This window comes from Sphingomonas fucosidasi (assembly GCF_036663855.1).
GTDB lineage: Bacteria > Pseudomonadota > Alphaproteobacteria > Sphingomonadales > Sphingomonadaceae > Sphingomonas > Sphingomonas faeni_B.
This window is the reverse complement of sequence record NZ_JAXOJR010000001.1, coordinates 644,685-662,743: the sequence shown is the minus strand read 5'-3', so window position 1 is coordinate 662,743 and position 18,059 is coordinate 644,685. Positions and strand designations below refer to the sequence as shown.

Here is an 18,059-nt window from a genome sequence, read left to right as displayed (position 1 = left end):
GTGCTGCTAGCCACATCGCGCTTGGATTTCCACGTCTGCTTCGCCAAAAGGCCCGCTTGATGCGTATCCGTACCCTTCCCACCGCGCTTGCTGGCGCCGCGCTGCTGCTCAGCGGCGGAGCCGTGCTCGCGCAGATCGAGGGTGGCAGCCGAGGCGCAGCCCCGGTCGACAGCGGCAGCGCCTACGAGGTCAGCGGCGTCACCGTCGACGTCGCGGGCAAGACCGCCGACGCCGCGCGCTACAGCGGCTGGCGGCTCGCCCAGCGCAAAGCCTGGGTGCAATTGTCGAACCGTCTCGGCGGTGGTGGTGGCCTAGTCTCCGACGGCACGCTCGATTCGCTGGTTTCCGGGATCGTCGTCGAGAACGAACAGATCGGCCCGCAGCGCTACATCGCCAAGCTCGGCGTGCTGTTCAACCGCACCCGCGCGGGCTCCGTCCTCGGGATATCCACCTACGCCGACCGCTCGCAGCCGATGCTCGTTATCCCGATCCAATATTCGGGCGGAGTCGGCCAATCCTTCGAGCAGAGCACGCAGTGGCAGCAGGCCTGGGCGCGCTATCGTACCGGCAACAGCAGCATCGATTATGTTCGCTCGTCCGGCTCCGGCCCCGACGCGCTCCTGCTCAACGTCGGCCAGACGCAGCGTCCCGGCCGCGGCTGGTGGCGGACGATCCTCGACCAATATGGCGCGAGCGACGTGCTGTCCCCGGTCGTGAAGCTCTATCGCCAATGGCCCGGCGGCCCGGTGATCGGCGTGTTCGAAGCGCGCCACGGTCCCGACAACGACCTGATCGGCCGCTTCACGCTCCGTGTCGGAACGTCCGACGGCCTGCCGCAACTGCTCGATACCGGCGTCAAGCGGATCGACGACCTGTATCAGCAGGCGCGTCGCAATGGTTCGCTCCGTGTCGACTACAGCCTGTCGCCGCCGCCAACGCCCGAAGCCGCGGTAACCGACGACCTGCCGAGCGACGAGACCGCCGACGCCAACATCGCGGTGCTGACCGGTGGCGAAGGCATCTCGATCACCGTTCAGTTCGACACGCCAGCAGCCACGGCCGTATCGTCGACCGAAGCCGCACTCCGCGCGATCCCCGGTGTCCGGTCGGCCGCGACCACCAGTCTCGCGCTCGGCGGCGTCTCGCTGATGCGGGTCGCCTATGACGGCGATCCGGCGGCGCTCAAGACCGCGCTCGAAGCGCGCGGCTACCAGGTATTCGGCTCCGGCCAGACGATCCGCATCCGCCGGGTTTCCCAACTTCTTCCGCCGGACCTTCCCGCGGATACCGTGACGACAGGGTGAGCGCGACCAAGATGACTCAAATCGCGCTGCCACTTGGGTGGCCGGCGGACCCTCGCGACGACGCCTTTCTGGTTACCCCATCCAACTCGCGGGCCGTCCATACGCTCGAGCACTGGTCGACCTGGCCCGTGATGACCGCCATCCTCACCGGCCCGCGCAAATCGGGCCGCAGCCTGCTCGCCCGGATTTTCGCGGCGAAGAGCGGCGGCACGATCATCGACGATGCCGAGCGCGTGCCCGAGGCGCAGCTGTTCCACGCCTGGAACCGCGCGCAGGAAGAGCACAAGCCGCTGCTCATCGTTGCCGACGCAGCGCCGCCCGAATGGAAGGTCAAGCTGCCCGATCTCCGCTCGCGGATCGCCGCCAGCCCGATCGCGGCGATCGGTGCGCCCGATGACGAACTCATGCGGCTGCTGCTCGCGCATCTGTTCGAGCGTCGCAGCCTCGATGCGCGGCCCGATCTGATCGACTGGCTGGCCACGAGAATCGAGCGAAGTCATATTACCGTAACGCGAACCGTCGATGCGCTCGATCAGGAGGCGATGGAACGTCGCAAGCGCTTGTCGATTAATCTTGCACGAACCACACTCACCGAAGCCGGGCTGATCCTCCGACCGCAACTCGCTCTCGACCTTCCGCTTTTTACGCCACCATAAGCCCCCAAGAGGCCCGATGAACCGTCCAGCCCATATCGTCCGCCAATCGGAAGACGACGACGATCCCATCGGCGCAGAGCCGAACGACCGGTTCTTCAACCGAGAACTCTCCTGGCTGGCGTTCAATCGTCGTGTGCTGGAGGAGGCGTGCAATCCTGCGCATCCGCTGCTCGAGCGGCTCCGCTTCCTGTCGATTTCGGGCTCGAACCTCGACGAGTTCTTCATGGTCCGCGTCGCCGGCTTGAAGGGGCAGCAGACGCAGGACGTCGACCGGCGCTCGGCCGATGGCCTGACCGCGGGCCAGCAGCTGACTGCGATCGTCCGCGAGGCGGACGAACTGATGGCGAGCCAGCAGGCGGTGTGGGGCGACCTGCGCGTGCTGCTCGACGAGGCCGGCTTGTTCGTCCTGCGGCGCGACGCGGTCGAGGGCGAAGCCGACGAGTGGCTCGAAACGCATTTCCGCGATCAGATCTTCCCGATCCTGACTCCGCAGGCCCTCGATCCCGCGCACCCATTCCCGTTCATCCCGAACCGCGGCCTGTCGGTGATCTTCGACCTCGTCCGCCGCTCCGATAACGAGCCGGTCCGCGAACTGGTCATGCTCCCGCACACGATGACGCGGTTCGTTCGCCTCCCCGGCGAGCCCGCGCGCTACATCTCGATCGAATCGATCCTCAAGCGGTTCGCGCCGGTCCTGTTCCCCGGCTACGAAGTCCTCGCCGCCGCCAGTTTCCGTGTCCTGCGCGACAGCGATATGGAGATCGAGGAGGAGGCGGAGGATCTCGTCCGCTACTTCGCCAACGCGATCAAGCGCCGCCGTCGCGGCCGCGTGATCCGCCTCGAACTTGAAACCGGTATCCCCGACGTGCTCGCCGCGGTCCTCAAGGACGAACTCGGCGGCGCCGACGCGATCATCACCGAGAGCGGCAATCTCCTCGGCATCGTCGACCTCGACGGGCTGGTCGACGAAGATCGCCCCGACCTGAAGTTCCCGCCGTTCACGCCGCGCTTCCCCGAACGCATCCGCGAATTCGGCGGCGACTGCTTTGCCGCGATCAAGGCGAAGGACATCGTCGTCCACCACCCGTACGAGACGTTCGAGGTGGTGCTCGCCTTCCTCAAACAGGCGGCGAACGACCCCGACGTGGTGGCGATCAAGCAGACGCTTTACCGCGCCGGCAAGCAGCCTGCGGTCATCAACGCGCTGATCGCCGCGGCCGAGGCGGGCAAGTCCGTCACTGCCGTCGTCGAGCTGAAGGCGCGGTTCGACGAAGAACAGAACATGGTCTGGGCCTCCGCACTGGAACGCGCAGGCGTGCAGGTCGTCTATGGCTTCATCGACTGGAAGACGCACGCCAAAGTGTCGCTGGTCGTCCGTCGCGAAGGCTCTGCATTCCGCACCTACTGCCATTTCGGCACGGGCAATTATCACCCGGTCACCGCCAAGATTTACACCGACATCAGCTTCTTCACCGCCGACGCCGCGGTCGGGCGCGATGCGGCGCAGATGTTCAACTACATCACCGGCTATGTCGAACCGACCGACATGGCGCGCGTCAGCCTGAGCCCGCGTGACCTGCGCCAGAACCTGATGAACCTGATCGACGTCGAGATCGCCAATGCGCGCGCCGGCAAGCCCGCCGGAGTCTGGGCAAAAATGAACTCGCTGGTCGACCCCGCGGTGATCGAGAAGCTGTACGAGGCGAGCGGGGCAGGGGTCGAGATCGACCTGATCATCCGCGGCATCTGCTGCCTGCGCCCCGGCGTTCCCGGATTGTCGGAAACGATCCGCGTCAAGTCGGTGATCGGCCGGTTCCTCGAGCACAGCCGCATCTGGGCGTTCGGCAACGGCAAGGCGCTCCCCAATGACGGCGCCAAGCTGTTCATCTCGTCGGCCGACTGGATGCCGCGCAACTTCGATCGCCGTGTCGAATATATGCTGCCGATCCTCAATCCGACGGTCCACGACCAGATCCTCGATCAGGTGATGGTCGCGAACCTGATCGACAACGAGCAGAGTTGGGAGCTAGGCCCCGATGGCGAATATGCCCGCGTCGATCCCGGCGACCGCCCGTTCAACCTGCATCGGTATTTCATGACGAATCCTTCGCTCTCCGGCCGCGGCGCCTCGCTCGCGACCAGCAATGCCGTACCGACCTTGTCGCTCCGCCGAAAACGATGAGCGTCACCAGCGTCCTGTTCGGCAATTCGCCCCCCAAGGCGGAGACAGATGATCACCCGCGCACCGGGATCATCGACATCGGCTCGAACTCGATCCGTCTAGTGGTGTATCAAGGGCCACCACGGCTGCCCGCGATCCGGTTCAACGAGAAGGTGCTCGCGGGGCTTGGTCGAGGGTTGGCCGCAACCGGATCGATCGAGAAATCCGCGCTAAAAACGGCGCGGGTGGCACTTGCGCGATTCGCAGCGGTAGCACGCGAGATGGAATGTTCGACACTCCGCACGGTCGCGACGGCGGCGGTACGCGATGCGAAGAACGGCGGCGAACTTATTGCAACGGCTGAGCAACTCGGCTTGAAAGTCGAGACGCTCTCCGGGGAGCAGGAAGCCAGCGCGGCCGGCTACGGCGTGCTCTCGGCAATCCCGGACGCGGATGGCATCGTCGGCGACCTCGGGGGCGGCAGTCTCGAACTCGTCCGCGTCCGTCGCGGCAAGATCGAGGATCGCGTTTCGTTTCCCTTGGGCGTACTCCGCATCGGCCCGCTCCGTGCCAAGCGCGGCAAGGTGCTCGAACGCTATGTGGCGAGGTTGGTCCGCGAGGCTGGCTGGACGGCCAAGGGGCAGGGGCTGCCGCTCTATCTCGTCGGCGGATCGTGGCGTGCGCTGGCGCGTCTCGACATGGAGCTGGCGGACTATCCGCTGCCGATCATCCATCAATATTCGATGACCGCCGCGACCATCACGCGGTTGAGCCGAACGATCCCGCAGCTTTCGAAGCCCCGCTTGAAGGCGATCCCCGGCTTGTCGTCGGGCCGTACCGCGACGCTGGCCGACGCCGCCGCATTGCTCGGCGTGCTGATGCGCCAGCTTGGCAGCAAGACGACGGTCGTATCGGCCTACGGCCTGCGCGAAGGGCTGCTCTACGAACATCTGAAGCCCGCAGACCGCACGCTCGACCCGCTGATCGTTGCGGCTCGCGAAGAAGGCCGCCTGCTTGGCCGGTTTCCCGAGCACGGCGACCTGCTCGATCGCTGGCTCGCGCCGTTATTCACGACCGAGCCGCCTGCAATGGCACGACTCCGCCATACCGCATGCCTGCTCGCGGACGTTGGCTGGCGGGCCAATCCGGAGTTCCGCGCCGAACGTGGCGTGGAGGTCGCGTTGCACGGCAATTGGGTGGCGATCGACGCCCCAGGCCGGGGCATGTTGGCGCAGGCGCTTTACACGAGCCTCGGCGGCGACTTGGCAGCCGCGGATCCGGTGGGCCGCCTGGCGAGTCCAGCGGCGGTAAAGAGCGCGACCGCGTGGGGGCTGGCGATGCGCCTCGGCCAGCGCATGAGCGGCGGCCTCGCCGGACCGCTGAAACGCTCCAGCCTCGCGGACGACGGTGTCTCCCTGACGCTGACGCTCCGCTCGGACGATTGCGGGCTTTACGGAGAGGCGGTAGAACGTCGCCATGCCGCTCTGGCAACGGCGTTAGGCCGCAAACCTGTGTTGGCTCTCGCGTAGTTCCTCCCCTGCAAGGGGAGGTGGCAGCCCATTGGGCTGACGGAGGGGTGACGCGCTATCGAGAGGGTGTCACCCCTCCGTCTGGCGAGCCAGCCACCTCCCCTTCAAAGTGATCAGGCGCAGGTGAAGCGTTCGATCCGGCCCTTCGCATCGACGTAGACATTCAGCCGGTCGGGCCGGAAATCCATCGTCACTGCGGTATTCGGTGCGATCCAGCGCAGCGTGCGCGATCCCGACCGGGTCTGCATGACGTCCGCCCGAGCATCGCTAGCGCGCTTGCCGACCAGATCGCCCAACGAGTCGGCATTGCACGCGGTAGCGACCGGTGCAGCGGCAGGCGTCTCGCCGCGCATCTCGACCGGCGTGCACGCCGCAGAGGCGAGCAAGGCTGTGACCAGAACGAACCTCATGCTGCATCCTCCGTACGCGTCATCTTGAGCTTCCCGCCGATGACCGCAAACGCCAGTCGCCCCTCGACCAAATCGAGCGCATCACGCCCGAACTGATCGAACCGCCAGCCTTCGAGCATCGGCAGCCCGGTCCGCACGCCCGCCGCCAAAGCCTCGAGTTCATCGGTCCGCGCGAGCAATTTCGATGCGACATCAATGTCTCGCGAGCGAATCTTGAGCAACAGCTTGAGGAGGTCTGCGACCAGCGACCCCTCCTTCCCGAGCCCCGGCTTACGATCGTCGCGCGGCGGCATCTCGTCGTCGCTCAGCGTTTGCGCGCCCTCGATCGCGGCCATCAAGCGGCCACCAATATCGTTGCCCGCCCACGTCGCCGACAACCCACGCACCCGCGCCAGGTCCGCCTGCTTCCGCGGCGGATGACCCGCCATGTCGCCCAGCGTCTCGTCCTTGACGATCCGCCCGCGCGGCAGGTCCTTCGCCTGCGCTTCGAGTTCACGCCAGCGCGCGAGCGCCTTCAGGCGCCCCAAAACATCAGGCTTGCGCCCCGAAATCCGCACGCGCTTCCACGCCAGATCCGGATCGTTCGCATAATTGGCAATGTCGCCAAGCCGCTCCATCTCCTGGTCGAGCCACACCCCACGCCCGGTCTTGCGCAACCGCTCGAGCATCTTCGGGAAGATCTTCGACAGATGCGTGACGTCGCCGATCGCATATTCGATCTGCCGGGCATCGAGCGGCCGGCGCGCCCAGTCAGTAAACCGCGCGCCCTTGTCGACCGCGATTCCGAGCCAGCTGTCGACCAGGTTCGAATAGCCGATCTGCTCGCCCTGGCCGAGCGCCATCGCCGCGACCTGCGTATCGAACAGCGGGAAGGGGGTCTTGCCGGTGAGGTTATAGACGATCTCGATGTCCTGCCCGCCGGCATGGACGACTTTCAGCACGTCGTGATTCTCGACGAGCAGGTCGAGCAGCGGCTTCAGGTCGATGCCCGGCGCCATCGGATCGATCGCCGCCGCTTCCTTGTCGTCGGCGATCTGGATCAGGCAGAGCTCCGGATAATAGGTGCTCTCGCGCATGAATTCGGTGTCGACGCACACATAGTCGGCGTCGGCCATGCGCGCACACAGATTGGCGAGCGTGGCACTGTCGGAGATAAGCGGGTGGATATGCATGGACCGTCCATAGCGAGGCGTGTCCGCCTTGACAAAGGCGGGTGAGGAAGGGAAGCGCGAGGCATCCAATTCCCGTCATCCCAGCGAAAGCTGGGATCTCCCGTCGCAGGGCCCACCCTTGCCGCACGAGATCCCGGCTTTCGCTGGGACGACGCATGAGAGACGAGACACATGCACGCCTATCGCACCCACAATTGCGCCGCCCTCCGCCCCGAACAGGTCGGCGAAGAGGTCCGCGTCTCCGGCTGGGTCCACAAGAAGCGCGATCACGGCGACCTCGTCTTCATCGATCTGCGCGATCACTACGGTATCACGCAGATCGTTACCGACGTCAGCGGCCCGGTCTTCAAGGTCATCGAGGGCCTGAAGAGCGAAAGCGTCGTCACGATCACCGGCAAGGTGACCGCTCGCGCACCCGAAGCCGTGAACCCGAACCTGCCGACCGGCGGGATCGAAATCCGTGCGACCGCCGCGACCGTCCAGTCGATGGCGGGCGAACTGCCGATGCCGGTCGCGGGCGAGGCCGAGTATCCCGAGGATATCCGCCTGCGCTATCGCTACCTCGATCTGCGCCGCGAGCGGCTTCATGCGAACATCATGCTCCGCAGCCAGGTGATCACTTCGCTGCGCAACCGCATGAACGGGCAGGGCTTCACCGAATTCCAGACGCCGATCCTGACCGCGTCGTCGCCCGAGGGTGCGCGCGATTATCTGGTGCCGAGCCGCGTCCATCCGGGCAAGTTCTATGCGCTCCCGCAGGCGCCGCAGATGTTCAAGCAGCTGCTGATGGTCGCCGGCTTCGATCGCTATTTCCAGATCGCACCGTGCTTCCGCGACGAGGACGCGCGCGCCGATCGTTCGCCGGGCGAGTTCTACCAGCTCGATTTCGAGATGAGCTTCGTCACGCAGGACGACGTGTTCAATGCCATCGAGCCAGTCCTCCACGGCGTCTTCGAGGAATTCGCCGACTGGCAGGGCAAGGGGCGTCAGGTTTCCGCCCTCCCGTTCAAGCGCATCCCCTACCGCGAATCGATGCTCAAGTATGGCAGCGACAAGCCCGACCTGCGCAACCCGATCCTGATCCACGACGTCGGCCATCACTTCGTCGATTCGGGCTTCGGCCTGTTCGCCGGGATCGTCGCCGGCGGTGACGTGGTCCGCGCGATCCCCGCACCGAACACCGCGGACAAGAGCCGCAAATTCTTCACCGACATGAACGACTGGGCGCGCGCCGAGGGTCATGCCGGGCTCGGCTACATCACGCAGAAGAACGGCGAACTCGGCGGCCCGATCGCCAAGAACCACGGCGAAGAAGCCACCCGCAAGCTGATCGCCGAGATGGGCCTCGGCCCGAACGACGGCATCTTCTTCGCCGCCGGCAAGGAACTGCCCGCCTCCAAGCTCGCGGGTGCTGCGCGTGCGCGTATCGGTGCCGATCTCGGCCTGATCGACGAGAACCGGTTCGAGTTCTGCTGGATCGTCGACTTCCCAATGTTCGAGTACGACGAGGACGCCAAGAAGGTCGATTTCAGCCACAACCCGTTCTCGATGCCGCAGGGCGAAATGGAGGCGCTGGATACCAAGGATCCGCTCGATATCCTGGCGTATCAGTACGATATCGTCTGCAACGGCGTCGAGCTGTCGTCTGGCGCGATCCGGAACCACCGTCCGGAGATCATGTACAAGGCGTTCGAGATCGCCGGCTACACGCAGGCGGATGTCGACACGAACTTCGCCGGCATGATCAACGCGTTCAAGGTCGGCGCGCCGCCGCATGGTGGCTCGGCACCGGGGATCGACCGGATGGTGATGCTGATCGCGGGCGAGCCGAACATCCGCGAGGTCGTGCTGTTCCCGATGAACCAGAAGGCCGAGGACCTGATGATGGGCGCACCGAGCCCGGTCAGTGCCAAGCAGCTCAAGGAACTCAACATCCGCCTGACGGTCGATGGTCCGAAGGACGTGACGAAGGCGGTCGCGCCGAACGCAGGCTGATCGAAACCGGTGATGGAGCGCAGCGCATGACGATACACCTGGCCGACTACGAAGCCGGCGACGCGTATGACGGCAAGTACAAGCATGACCTCGCTGCGCTCCAGAAGCGGCTGGAGCATATCCAAGTCGCGCATATCGTCGGCGGTACGCGCGCGATCGTCATGTTCGAAGGCTGGGACGCGGCGGGCAAGGGCGGCATCATCCAGCGCCTCTCCGCCGAATGGGACCCGCGCAACTACAAGGTCTGGCCGATCGCCGCGCCGACCGCGGACGAGAAGGCACATCATTTCCTCTGGCGGTTCTGGAACCGGTTACCCGCCGACGGCAACATCGCGGTGTTCGATCGCAGCTGGTATGGCCGTGTCCTCGTCGAACGCGTCGAGGGGTTCGCCAGCGAAACGCAGTGGCGCGATGGTTACGACGAGATCAACGCGTTCGAGGCACAGCAGGTCGAGAGCGGCACGACGCTGATCAAGCTGTTCGTCCACACCACGCAGAAGGAACAGGACCGTCGCCTGAAAGCCAGGCTCGACGACCCGTGGAAGCACTGGAAGACCGGCCTTGACGATTACCACAACCGGTCGCGTCGGACCGAGTATCTCGAGGCGATGGCCGAGATGTTCGCGCGCACCGATACCGCGACCGCACCGTGGACGGTGATCGACGGCAACGACAAGAAGGCGGCCCGCATCGCAGCGCTGACTCTGATCGCGGACCGCCTCGAAGCCGGCGTGTCGATGGTCCCGCCACCGCTCGACCCGAAGGTCAAGCGCGTGGCGGAGAAGGCGCTGGGCCTTCGCTGACCCGTTAGGCTTGCGCGGACTTTGCCTCGGCCGACTCGGCCTGGATGAACTCGTCATCCGCGTTGAGGAGCAGCATCTGGCCCTTGTCGATGCCGAAATAGGCACCGCGAAGCGCCAGCGTGCCGGCGGCTTCGGCGTCGGTCACGAACGGGAACGTGCGCAAATTGGCGATCGAGGTGCGGACCGACTCGAGCTCCATCTCGCGACCAGCCTCAGCCCCTTCGCCGAACTTCGCGATGACCTTCTCGCGCGCGCCGTCGAGCAGGCTGACCCAGTCGGAAACGAAACCGCCGGCACCATGGTCGGCATCGGCGAATGCCTGGGTCAGCGCGGCCTTGCAGCCACCGCATTTCTCATGGCCCATCACGACGATCTCTTCGACCTTCAGCTGGGTGACGGCGAACTCGATCGCGGCGGAGACACCATGATAGCCGCCACCGGTTTCGAACGGCGGTACGAGGTTGGCGACGTTACGAACGACGAACACCTCGCCCGGCAGCGTGTCGAAGATCTGCGCAGGCTCGACGCGGCTGTCGGAGCACGCGATGATCATGACCTTCGGGCTTTGGCCGTCCTGCAGTTCCTTCCAGCGCTCGCGCTGCTCCTCCCAAGGGCCCTCCTTGAAGCGGTGATAGCCTTCGATCATTTCCGGAAAGTGAGTTGGCACGGTTAGCCTTTCATGGACGTTTGCACTGCAACATGACAAACTTGTCATGTTGAAACTGGTTCCATCATTTTATCCCGTTTTTCCAGCCGTTCCAACCGGCCGACCTGATCCGCCGCCATTGTCTCGACGGCAGGGCGGGGCTATCTGGCGTCCATGAACGAGATGACCCCGATCGCCGTCCCGCGTGCCCGCAAGCCCGATTGGATCCGCGTCAAGGCGCCGACCTCCGCTGGCTTCGCAAAAACCCGCGAGTTGATGCGCTCGAAAAGCCTCACGACGGTGTGCGAAGAGGCGGCGTGCCCGAATATCGGCGAATGCTGGTCGAAGAAGCATGCGACGGTGATGATCCTCGGCGACACCTGCACGCGGGCGTGCGCATTCTGCAACGTGAAGACCGGCATGCCGCGCGCAGTCGACCGGATGGAGCCGCAGAACGTGGCCGATGCCGCGGCGCAGATGGGGCTGAACCACATCGTCATCACCTCGGTCGATCGTGACGACCTGCCGGACGGTGGCGCATCGCAGTTCGTCAAGGTGATCCAGGCGATCCGCGCGTCGAACCCGACGACGACGATCGAGATCCTGACCCCCGACTTCCGCAACAAGGCGCAGGCCGCTATCGAGTCGATCGTCGAGGCGCGTCCCGACGTCTACAATCACAATCTGGAGACCGTCCCGCGGCTCTATCCGACGATCCGCCCGGGTGCGCGCTACTATGCGTCGCTGCGCCTGCTGGAGAGCGTCAAGAAGCACGATCCGTCGATCTTCACCAAGTCCGGTGTGATGCTCGGGCTCGGCGAGGAGCGTCTGGAGATCCATCAGGTGATGGATGACATGCGCTGCGCCGATATCGATTTCCTGACGATGGGCCAGTATCTCCAGCCCACCCCGCGCCACGCCAAGGTCGCCGAGTTCGTGCCGCCCAAGGCATTCGACGCCTATGCCTCGATCGCGCGCGCAAAGGGGTTCCTGCTGGTCGCCTCGTCGCCGCTGACCCGGTCGAGCTATCACGCCGGCGACGATTTCGAGCGGTTGCGCGCAAATCGTGACGCGAAGCTGGGCGTCGCGCGCATCTGATGCCGAAGCATTCCGAAACGCGTCATTTGCCGTACACGCCTGAGCAGATGTTCGACCTGGTGGCCGATGTCGGTCGCTATGCCGAGTTCCTGCCCTGGGTCAGTGCGATGCGGGTGCGCTCCAACAGCGAGACCGAGACGCTCGCCGACATGATCGTCGGCTTCAAGGGCCTGCGTGAGACGTTCACCTCGCGCGTGCAGAAGGTGCGCCCGAGCGAACTGAACGTCGATTATGTCGATGGGCCGCTCAAGTATCTGCGCAACGAATGGCATTTCCGGCCCGAGCCGCAAGGCTGCGCGGTCGATTTCACCGTCGACTTCGCGTTCAAGAACCGGATGTTCGAGATGATTGCCGGTCAGGTCTTCGGCGCTGCCCTGCGCAAGATGATCGGTGCGTTCGAGACTCGCGCCGCCGAGCTTTACGGCGCCAAATCTTCCGCGGCCGAGTCTTCCGGGGCCGGTGCGTCCGGCAGCAAGAGTTCGAGCGCACACAACGCGGCCTGAAGCCGGATCCCGCCACGACCGAGATCGCCGAAATCCTTGCGATCGGCATGAACGTCGGACGGATCGCGCCCCTTTTCCGCGCGACCGAACACGACCGTCCCGACCGGCTTCTTGAGCGATCCGCCGCCGGGGCCCGCTACGCCCGTGATCGCGACGGCGATGTCCGCGCCCGACTGCTTCAACGCGGCCTGTGCCATGCTCCACGCGACCGCGATCGAGACCGCGCCGAACGTTTCGAGCACGTCCGAGCTGATTTTCAGCACGCCGAGCTTGGCCTCGTTCGAATAGGTGACGAAGCCGACTTCGAACACGTCGGACGATCCGGGAATTTCCGTCAACGCAGCAGCGACGAGGCCACCGGTGCAGCTCTCGGCGACCGCGACCCGGCGTCCAATCGCACGGTTCTGCTCGACGACCTTACGCGCGGCGTCGACCAGTTCGGCGGGAAGGATGGTATCCATCAGCGAGTCTCCACCGGGCACAGCAGCATCGCCACCGCGGCGATATCACCGCCGCGCGGCTTCTGCGATTTCAGGTACCGCAACGTTTCCACGACGATGGCCGCGGTGTTGCGGGGCGGCAAGGGTTGCAGCAGCGTCAACATCCGATCGATCGTCCCGCAATCGCGCGTCGCGATCCGCCCGACGATCTGCGGCACCAGCAACGTCGTCAGCAATGGCCGCGCAAAGTCCGAATCGAGCATCGCGTCGACCGCAGGATCGCTCAGCTTGACGATCGCCGCGCGAGCGGACGGCCAGGCGCGGTCGGATTCGATCTGATAGCGATCGATCAGCGCACTCGACTGCCGCCGGATCAGGCTGGCGGCCGGGAGTTGCGCCGCGCAGACGCGACCGGTTTCGCGGAGGATGTCAGGCATCGCGACCAGCGTCAGCGATTCTGCCTCGGGTCCGGTGATGCAGCGGGGTTGCGCAACCGCCGGGCTCGCGAGAAGCGCGACGGCGGCCAGCGCGGCGCCGATCCTCATGCGGGCCTTCATACCGGCGCTCCGGGTACGCGGACGGTCGCGACAGCCTGTGCGGCGATGCCTTCGCCGCGGCCGGTAAAGCCGAGCCGCTCGGTCGTGGTTGCCTTGACGCTGACCCGGTCGAGCGTGAGCCCGAGCAGGTCGGCGATCCGCGCGGTCATCGCGGCGCGGTGCGGTCCGATCTTCGGCGCCTCGCACATGATCGTCAGGTCGACGAAATCGATTCGGCCACGCTTGTCGGCGATCAGCTTGGCCGCATGCTGGAGGAACTGCGCGGAGTCGGCACCCTTCCATTGCGGGTCACTCGGCGGGAAATGCGTGCCGATATCGCCGGCTGCGATCGTGCCCAGCAGCGCGTCGGTCATCGCGTGGAGCGCGACGTCGGCATCGCTATGCCCGGACAGGCCCTTGTTGTGCGGGATCAGGACGCCGCCGAGCCAGAGTTCCTCGCCGGTTTCGAGGCGGTGGACGTCGAAGCCCATCGCGGTGCGGGTTTCATACGCGACACGCGCCTCGGCGGCCGCGAAATCTTCGGGGTGGGTGACTTTCTCGAGCATCGCCGAGCCCTGCACCAACGCGACGCCGACGCCAAGCCGCCGCACCATCTGCGCGTCGTCTGTTGCTTCCTCGTCTTCGGGCCAGACGGCGTGCGCGGCGCGTAAAGCTTCGACGGAAAACGCCTGCGGAGTCTGCACGCGGTTGAGGTCCGCGCGGGGGACGATGTCCCCAAGCAGGACGGAGCCGCGAGCGAATGTATCGGTCACCGGGAGGACAGGAACGGCCGCGTCCCGGGTCTTCAAGGCTAAGACGAGCGAATCGATGACCTCGGCGGAGAGGAACGGGCGGGCCGCGTCGTGGATCATCACGTGCGTCGCGTCATCGATCGCCGCGAGTCCGTTCGCTACCGACTGGCGGCGCGTGGCTCCACCGATGACGGTTCTTACGTCGCTGCCGAGCGACTCGGCGGCAAGAGCCTGCTGCCCGTCACCGATGATGACGATCGTCTCGGCAATCGCCGGATGCGCGGAAAACGCGTCGTAGGAATAGGCGACCATCGGACGCCCGGAGATCGGCGCGAACTGCTTGGGAACCGATCCCCCGGCGCGCACGCCGGTTCCGGCGGCGACGATGATCGCAACGATACGGTGTGCTTGTGTCATCGTCGCGACCTAGCGGTTCGTCCGGAGGCTCGCCAGTCTTGCGACCGAGCGCGCGGTAGGGTAGGGATGCCTCTTTTTCAGGCACATCCATGCGTAATCTATCTCCCATCCAGATCGGTCCCGTCCGGATCGAAAGCCCCGTCGTGCTCGCGCCGATGACCGGTGTCACCGACATGCCGTTCCGCACGCTCGTGCGACGCTATGGCTCGGGCCTCAACGTGACCGAGATGGTCGCGAGCCAGGCGGCGATCCGCGAAACGCGCCAGTCGTTGCAGAAGGCGGCGTGGGACAGACTGGAGGAGCCGGTGTCGATGCAGCTGATCGGCTGCACCCCGTACGAGATGGGCGAGGCCGCAAAGCTCAGCCGGGATCGCGGCGCGGCGATCATCGACATCAACATGGGCTGCCCCGTGCGCAAAGTCGTCAACGGCGACGCGGGCTCGGCGCTGATGCGCGACACCAAGCTCGCAAGCGCGATCATCGAGGCCACCGTGAAGGCGGTCGACGTCCCCGTGACGCTGAAAATGCGGATGGGCTGGTGCCATGACAGCCTCAACGCGCCCGACCTCGCGCGGATCGCCGAGGACCTTGGCGTCAAGCTGATCACCGTCCACGGCCGCACGCGCAACCAGATGTACAAGGGCAACGCCGACTGGGGCTTCGTCCGGAAGGTCAAGGACGCGGTGAGCGTGCCGGTGATCGTCAACGGCGATATCTGCACGATCGAGGACGCCGAAGCCGCGATGGACCAGTCGGGCGCCGATGGGCTGATGATCGGTCGCGGCAGCTATGGTCGCCCGTGGGTGCTCGGTCAGGTCATGGAGTGGTTCGCTACCGGCCGGCGCATCGAAGACCCGTCGATCACCGAGCAATATGACGCGATCGCAGGCCATTATGAAGCGATGCTCGAACATTACGGGATCGAGACCGGCGTCAACATGGCGCGCAAGCACATCGGCTGGTACACCAAGGGACTGCCCGGATCGGCCGAGTTCCGCAACAAGGTGAACCAGGTTCCCGATCCCAAGCAGGTCAAGGCGATGCTCGCCGAGTTCTACGCTCCCTGGCGTGACCTTGCAGCGGCCTGACACGCACTCTCGGGTACGGCCGGGTTTTGCGGAGTTGTTCGCGGCGCTCCCGGTCGCCGTCGTCGTGGTCGATCCGAATCAGCGCGTCGCGCATGCCAACGCGCTCGCCGAGCAACTGCTGAACCTGTCGGAGCGGCTGATGATCGGCCAGCCGCTCGACGCGATCATCCCGCCGCCCGACGATCCGCGCAATCGCGACGGGCACGGTCTCGCGGTTTACGACACCGAGATGTCGACCGCGCGGGGTGGCAAGATCCGGGTCGATTTCGCCGAGACGCAGATTGCCGACTACCCGGGCTGGCGTGCGATCACGCTGCATTCCGCGGCAACTTCGCGGCGGCTCGGCCATTCCGCCGACCGCGCGGCCGGCGCGCGTGCGGCTGTCGGTGCGGCGGCGATGCTCGCGCACGAGATCAAGAACCCGCTATCCGGCATCCGCGGCGCCGCGCAGTTGCTCGGTGCGGGCGAACTGACGACGCTGATCGTGACCGAAGTCGACCGGATCGCGGCGTTGATCGACCGGATGCAGGATTTCAGCGACACGCGTCCGCTGCCGCTCGCCAGCGAAAACATCTATCCGCTGCTCGGCCATGCGCGTCGGCTGGCGCTCGCCGGGTTCGCGCGCGGTATCTCGATCGAGGAACGTTTCGATCCCTCGCTCCCGCCCGCGCAGATCAACCGCGACGCATTGCTCCAGATCGTCATAAACTTGCTCAAGAACGCACGCGAAGCCGTTCGAAACGAACGCGAACCCCGGCTCGTGATGACAACCGCCTACCGCCACGGCATCACCGTCAGTTCGGCCCCGGGCAAGCCACGCCTGCCGCTCCCGATCGAGATCTGCGTGTTCGATAATGGTCCCGGTGCGCCCGCCGATATCGCCGACCATCTGTTCGATCCCTTCGTCTCCGGGCGTCGCGAAGGGCAGGGGCTCGGTCTCGCGCTGGTCGACAAGCTCACGCGCGACATGGGCGGGATCGTCCAATATGCCCGCGAAGGAAATCCCGAGATGACCGTCCTCCGCCTGTTGCTCCCGCGAGCCGCATCATGAGTAAGGTTCTGGTCGTCGACGACGACGCCGCGATCCGGACCGTCGTTGCGCAGGCGCTCCGCCGTGCCGGGCATGAGGTGTCGGTGGCCGACAGCCTCGCGCAACTCGAACGCGCGCTCGCCGCATCGCTCCCCGATGTCCTCGTCACCGACGTCATTCTTCCCGATGGCGACGGTATCGATCACGTGCGCAGCGTTGCCGCGCGCTTTCCGCTGCTGCCGATCATCGTCCTCTCGGCGCAGAACACGCTGACCACCGCGGTCCGCGCGGCCGAGGTCGGCGCGTATGAGTATCTGCCCAAGCCGTTCGACCTCGACGTGCTGGCCCGCACGGTCGCCGGTGCGCTCGCACGCGGCGGAATGGTTTCGGAGGACGCGCTCCACGACGAGGATCGCGCACTGCCGCTGATCGGGCGATCGGCGGCGATGCAGGACGTGTACCGGATCATCGCGCGGGTCGTCTCGAACGACCTGACGGTGCTGATCTCGGGCGAGTCGGGCACCGGCAAGGAACTCGTCGCGCGCGCGATCCACGATCTGGGCCCACGCAACGCCGCGCCGTTCGTGGCGATCAACATGGCCGCGATCCCGCGCGAGCTGATCGAGGCCGAACTGTTCGGGCATGAGCGCGGCGCGTTCACCGGTGCGGCGACGCGTAACGCCGGGCGGTTCGAACAGGCGTCGGGCGGCACATTGTTCCTCGACGAGATCGGCGACATGCCGATGGAGGCGCAGACCCGCTTGTTGCGCGTGCTCCAGTCGGGCGAGTTCACCAGCGTCGGCGGCGCGCGGACGATCCGCGTCGACGTCCGGATCGTCGCCGCGACCAACCGCGAACTCAACGCGCAGGTCGCCGCGGGGCATTTCCGCGAAGACCTGTTCTACCGTCTCAACGTCGTCCCGATCACGCTGCCGCCACTCCGCGAGCGTCGCCAGGACATCGCGTTGCTCGCCCGTCATTTCCTCGACCATGCCGCCATGCAGGGGCTGCCCCGTCGCCAGCTCGGCAGCGACGCGCTCACCGAACTCGGCGCGCACGACTGGCCGGGCAACGTCCGCGAACTCGAAAATCTGATGCGCAGGCTGGCGGTGCTGGCGCGGGACGAAGTAATCGGCGCCGACGCGATCCGCACGATGATCGGCACACACGCGATAATCGGCGAACCCGCCGATATCGAGATCGGCCACGCCGTCCGCGCAATGATCGAGCGGATCGCGCGCGAAAACCCCGCCGCGCTCGACGACGGTACGCTGTACGATCGTGTCATCGGCGAAGTCGAACGCCCGTTGATCGAAGCGATGCTGGCGCGCCACGGCCAGAACCAGCTCCGCGCCGCCCGCGCGATGGGGATCAACCGCAATACGCTGCGCAAACGCCTCGACACGCTCGGCATCGATATCGGCCATGGCGGCAGCGAGTCCCAACGCCTCGAAGAGACGGAACGACGCTGAATCTGTCATTATGTGGTTTCCCGGCAACGGTTGACGTTGTATCGGGG

17 protein-coding genes are annotated in these 18,059 nt (G+C 65.8%); 11 read left to right on the top strand and 6 right to left on the bottom strand.

What is annotated here, in order from left to right:
* Nucleotides 1–59 precede the first annotated feature (59 nt).
* Genes U1737_RS02845 through U1737_RS02830 form a run of 4 tightly spaced genes read left to right on the top strand, consistent with a single transcriptional unit; the run spans nucleotide 60 to nucleotide 5,650 of the window.
* Nucleotides 60–1,304 (top strand): heavy-metal-associated domain-containing protein, encoded by a 1,245-nt coding sequence (locus U1737_RS02845; RefSeq protein WP_332795525.1) that lies wholly within the window; start codon nucleotides 60–62, stop codon nucleotides 1,302–1,304.
* Between the two features lie 11 nt (nucleotides 1,305–1,315).
* Nucleotides 1,316–1,960 (top strand): P-loop NTPase family protein, encoded by a 645-nt coding sequence (locus U1737_RS02840; protein ID WP_332795524.1) that lies wholly within the window; start codon nucleotides 1,316–1,318, stop codon nucleotides 1,958–1,960.
* Between the two features lie 16 nt (nucleotides 1,961–1,976).
* On the top strand, nucleotides 1,977–4,142 hold the full coding sequence (locus U1737_RS02835) for an RNA degradosome polyphosphate kinase (protein WP_332795523.1): 2,166 nt from the start codon (nucleotides 1,977–1,979) through the stop codon (nucleotides 4,140–4,142).
* Entirely contained in the window at nucleotides 4,139–5,650 is a 1,512-nt protein-coding gene (locus U1737_RS02830; RefSeq protein ID WP_332795522.1) for a Ppx/GppA phosphatase family protein, read from the top strand. Before U1737_RS02835 ends, U1737_RS02830 begins: the two co-directional genes overlap by 4 nt.
* Before the next feature lie 113 nt (nucleotides 5,651–5,763).
* Here the strand turns inward: U1737_RS02830 and U1737_RS02825 are convergent, their stop codons facing one another.
* Together U1737_RS02825 and rnd are read right to left on the bottom strand one after the other, a co-directional pair.
* Nucleotides 5,764–6,060 carry an I78 family peptidase inhibitor gene (locus U1737_RS02825; protein WP_332795521.1) on the bottom strand — a complete coding sequence of 99 codons (297 nt, stop codon included), beginning with the start codon at nucleotides 6,058–6,060 and terminating at the stop codon, nucleotides 5,764–5,766.
* A complete protein-coding gene (rnd, locus tag U1737_RS02820) occupies nucleotides 6,057–7,232 on the bottom strand; it encodes a ribonuclease D (RefSeq protein ID WP_332795520.1) in 1,176 nt (391 codons plus the stop codon). Before rnd ends, U1737_RS02825 begins: the two co-directional genes overlap by 4 nt.
* 171 nt (nucleotides 7,233–7,403) lie before the next feature.
* On the opposite strand from rnd, the gene aspS reads away from it, so the two are divergent.
* Nucleotides 7,404–9,227, top strand: coding sequence for an aspartate--tRNA ligase (gene aspS / locus U1737_RS02815; RefSeq protein ID WP_332795519.1), 1,824 nt, complete (start codon nucleotides 7,404–7,406; stop codon nucleotides 9,225–9,227).
* 26 nt (nucleotides 9,228–9,253) lie between these two features.
* Nucleotides 9,254–10,030 carry a polyphosphate kinase 2 family protein gene (locus U1737_RS02810; RefSeq protein WP_332795518.1) on the top strand — a complete coding sequence of 259 codons (777 nt, stop codon included), beginning with the start codon at nucleotides 9,254–9,256 and terminating at the stop codon, nucleotides 10,028–10,030.
* 4 nt (nucleotides 10,031–10,034) lie between these two features.
* Here the strand turns inward: U1737_RS02810 and U1737_RS02805 are convergent, their stop codons facing one another.
* Nucleotides 10,035–10,676 (bottom strand): carbonic anhydrase, encoded by a 642-nt coding sequence (locus U1737_RS02805; RefSeq protein WP_248521447.1) that lies wholly within the window; start codon nucleotides 10,674–10,676, stop codon nucleotides 10,035–10,037.
* Between the two features lie 174 nt (nucleotides 10,677–10,850).
* Between U1737_RS02805 and lipA the strand changes: the two genes are divergently transcribed.
* Both lipA and U1737_RS02795 read left to right on the top strand, forming a co-directional pair.
* Nucleotides 10,851–11,774, top strand: coding sequence for a lipoyl synthase (gene lipA / locus U1737_RS02800; RefSeq protein WP_192144670.1), 924 nt, complete (start codon nucleotides 10,851–10,853; stop codon nucleotides 11,772–11,774).
* A complete protein-coding gene (locus tag U1737_RS02795; protein WP_332795517.1) occupies nucleotides 11,774–12,277 on the top strand; it encodes a type II toxin-antitoxin system RatA family toxin in 504 nt (167 codons plus the stop codon). Before lipA ends, U1737_RS02795 begins: the two co-directional genes overlap by 1 nt.
* On the opposite strand, the gene U1737_RS02790 is transcribed toward U1737_RS02795, so the two are convergent.
* Genes U1737_RS02790 through U1737_RS02780 form a run of 3 tightly spaced genes read right to left on the bottom strand, consistent with a single transcriptional unit; the run spans nucleotide 12,193 to nucleotide 14,422 of the window.
* Entirely contained in the window at nucleotides 12,193–12,738 is a 546-nt protein-coding gene (locus U1737_RS02790) for a CinA family protein (protein WP_332795516.1), read from the bottom strand. The genes U1737_RS02795 and U1737_RS02790 overlap by 85 nt on opposite strands.
* Complete coding sequence (locus U1737_RS02785) at nucleotides 12,738–13,274, bottom strand: hypothetical protein (RefSeq protein WP_332795515.1); 537 nt, start codon at nucleotides 13,272–13,274, stop codon at nucleotides 12,738–12,740. The genes U1737_RS02790 and U1737_RS02785 overlap by 1 nt, the downstream gene beginning before the upstream one ends.
* Nucleotides 13,271–14,422, bottom strand: coding sequence for a bifunctional 2-C-methyl-D-erythritol 4-phosphate cytidylyltransferase/2-C-methyl-D-erythritol 2,4-cyclodiphosphate synthase (locus tag U1737_RS02780; RefSeq protein WP_332795514.1), 1,152 nt, complete (start codon nucleotides 14,420–14,422; stop codon nucleotides 13,271–13,273). Before U1737_RS02780 ends, U1737_RS02785 begins: the two co-directional genes overlap by 4 nt.
* Before the next feature lie 89 nt (nucleotides 14,423–14,511).
* Here U1737_RS02780 and dusB point away from each other — a divergent pair, with 89 nt between their 5' ends.
* The 3 genes from dusB to ntrC are packed head-to-tail and all read left to right on the top strand — an operon-like array spanning nucleotide 14,512 to nucleotide 18,012.
* Nucleotides 14,512–15,510 (top strand): tRNA dihydrouridine synthase DusB, encoded by a 999-nt coding sequence (gene dusB / locus U1737_RS02775; RefSeq protein WP_332795513.1) that lies wholly within the window; start codon nucleotides 14,512–14,514, stop codon nucleotides 15,508–15,510.
* Nucleotides 15,491–16,561, top strand: a complete 1,071-nt coding sequence (locus tag U1737_RS02770) for a two-component system sensor histidine kinase NtrB (protein ID WP_332795512.1) — start codon at nucleotides 15,491–15,493, stop codon at nucleotides 16,559–16,561. Before dusB ends, U1737_RS02770 begins: the two co-directional genes overlap by 20 nt.
* Nucleotides 16,558–18,012 (top strand): nitrogen regulation protein NR(I), encoded by a 1,455-nt coding sequence (ntrC, locus tag U1737_RS02765; protein ID WP_332795511.1) that lies wholly within the window; start codon nucleotides 16,558–16,560, stop codon nucleotides 18,010–18,012. The genes U1737_RS02770 and ntrC overlap by 4 nt, the downstream gene beginning before the upstream one ends.
* Nucleotides 18,013–18,059: the final 47 nt, after the last annotated feature.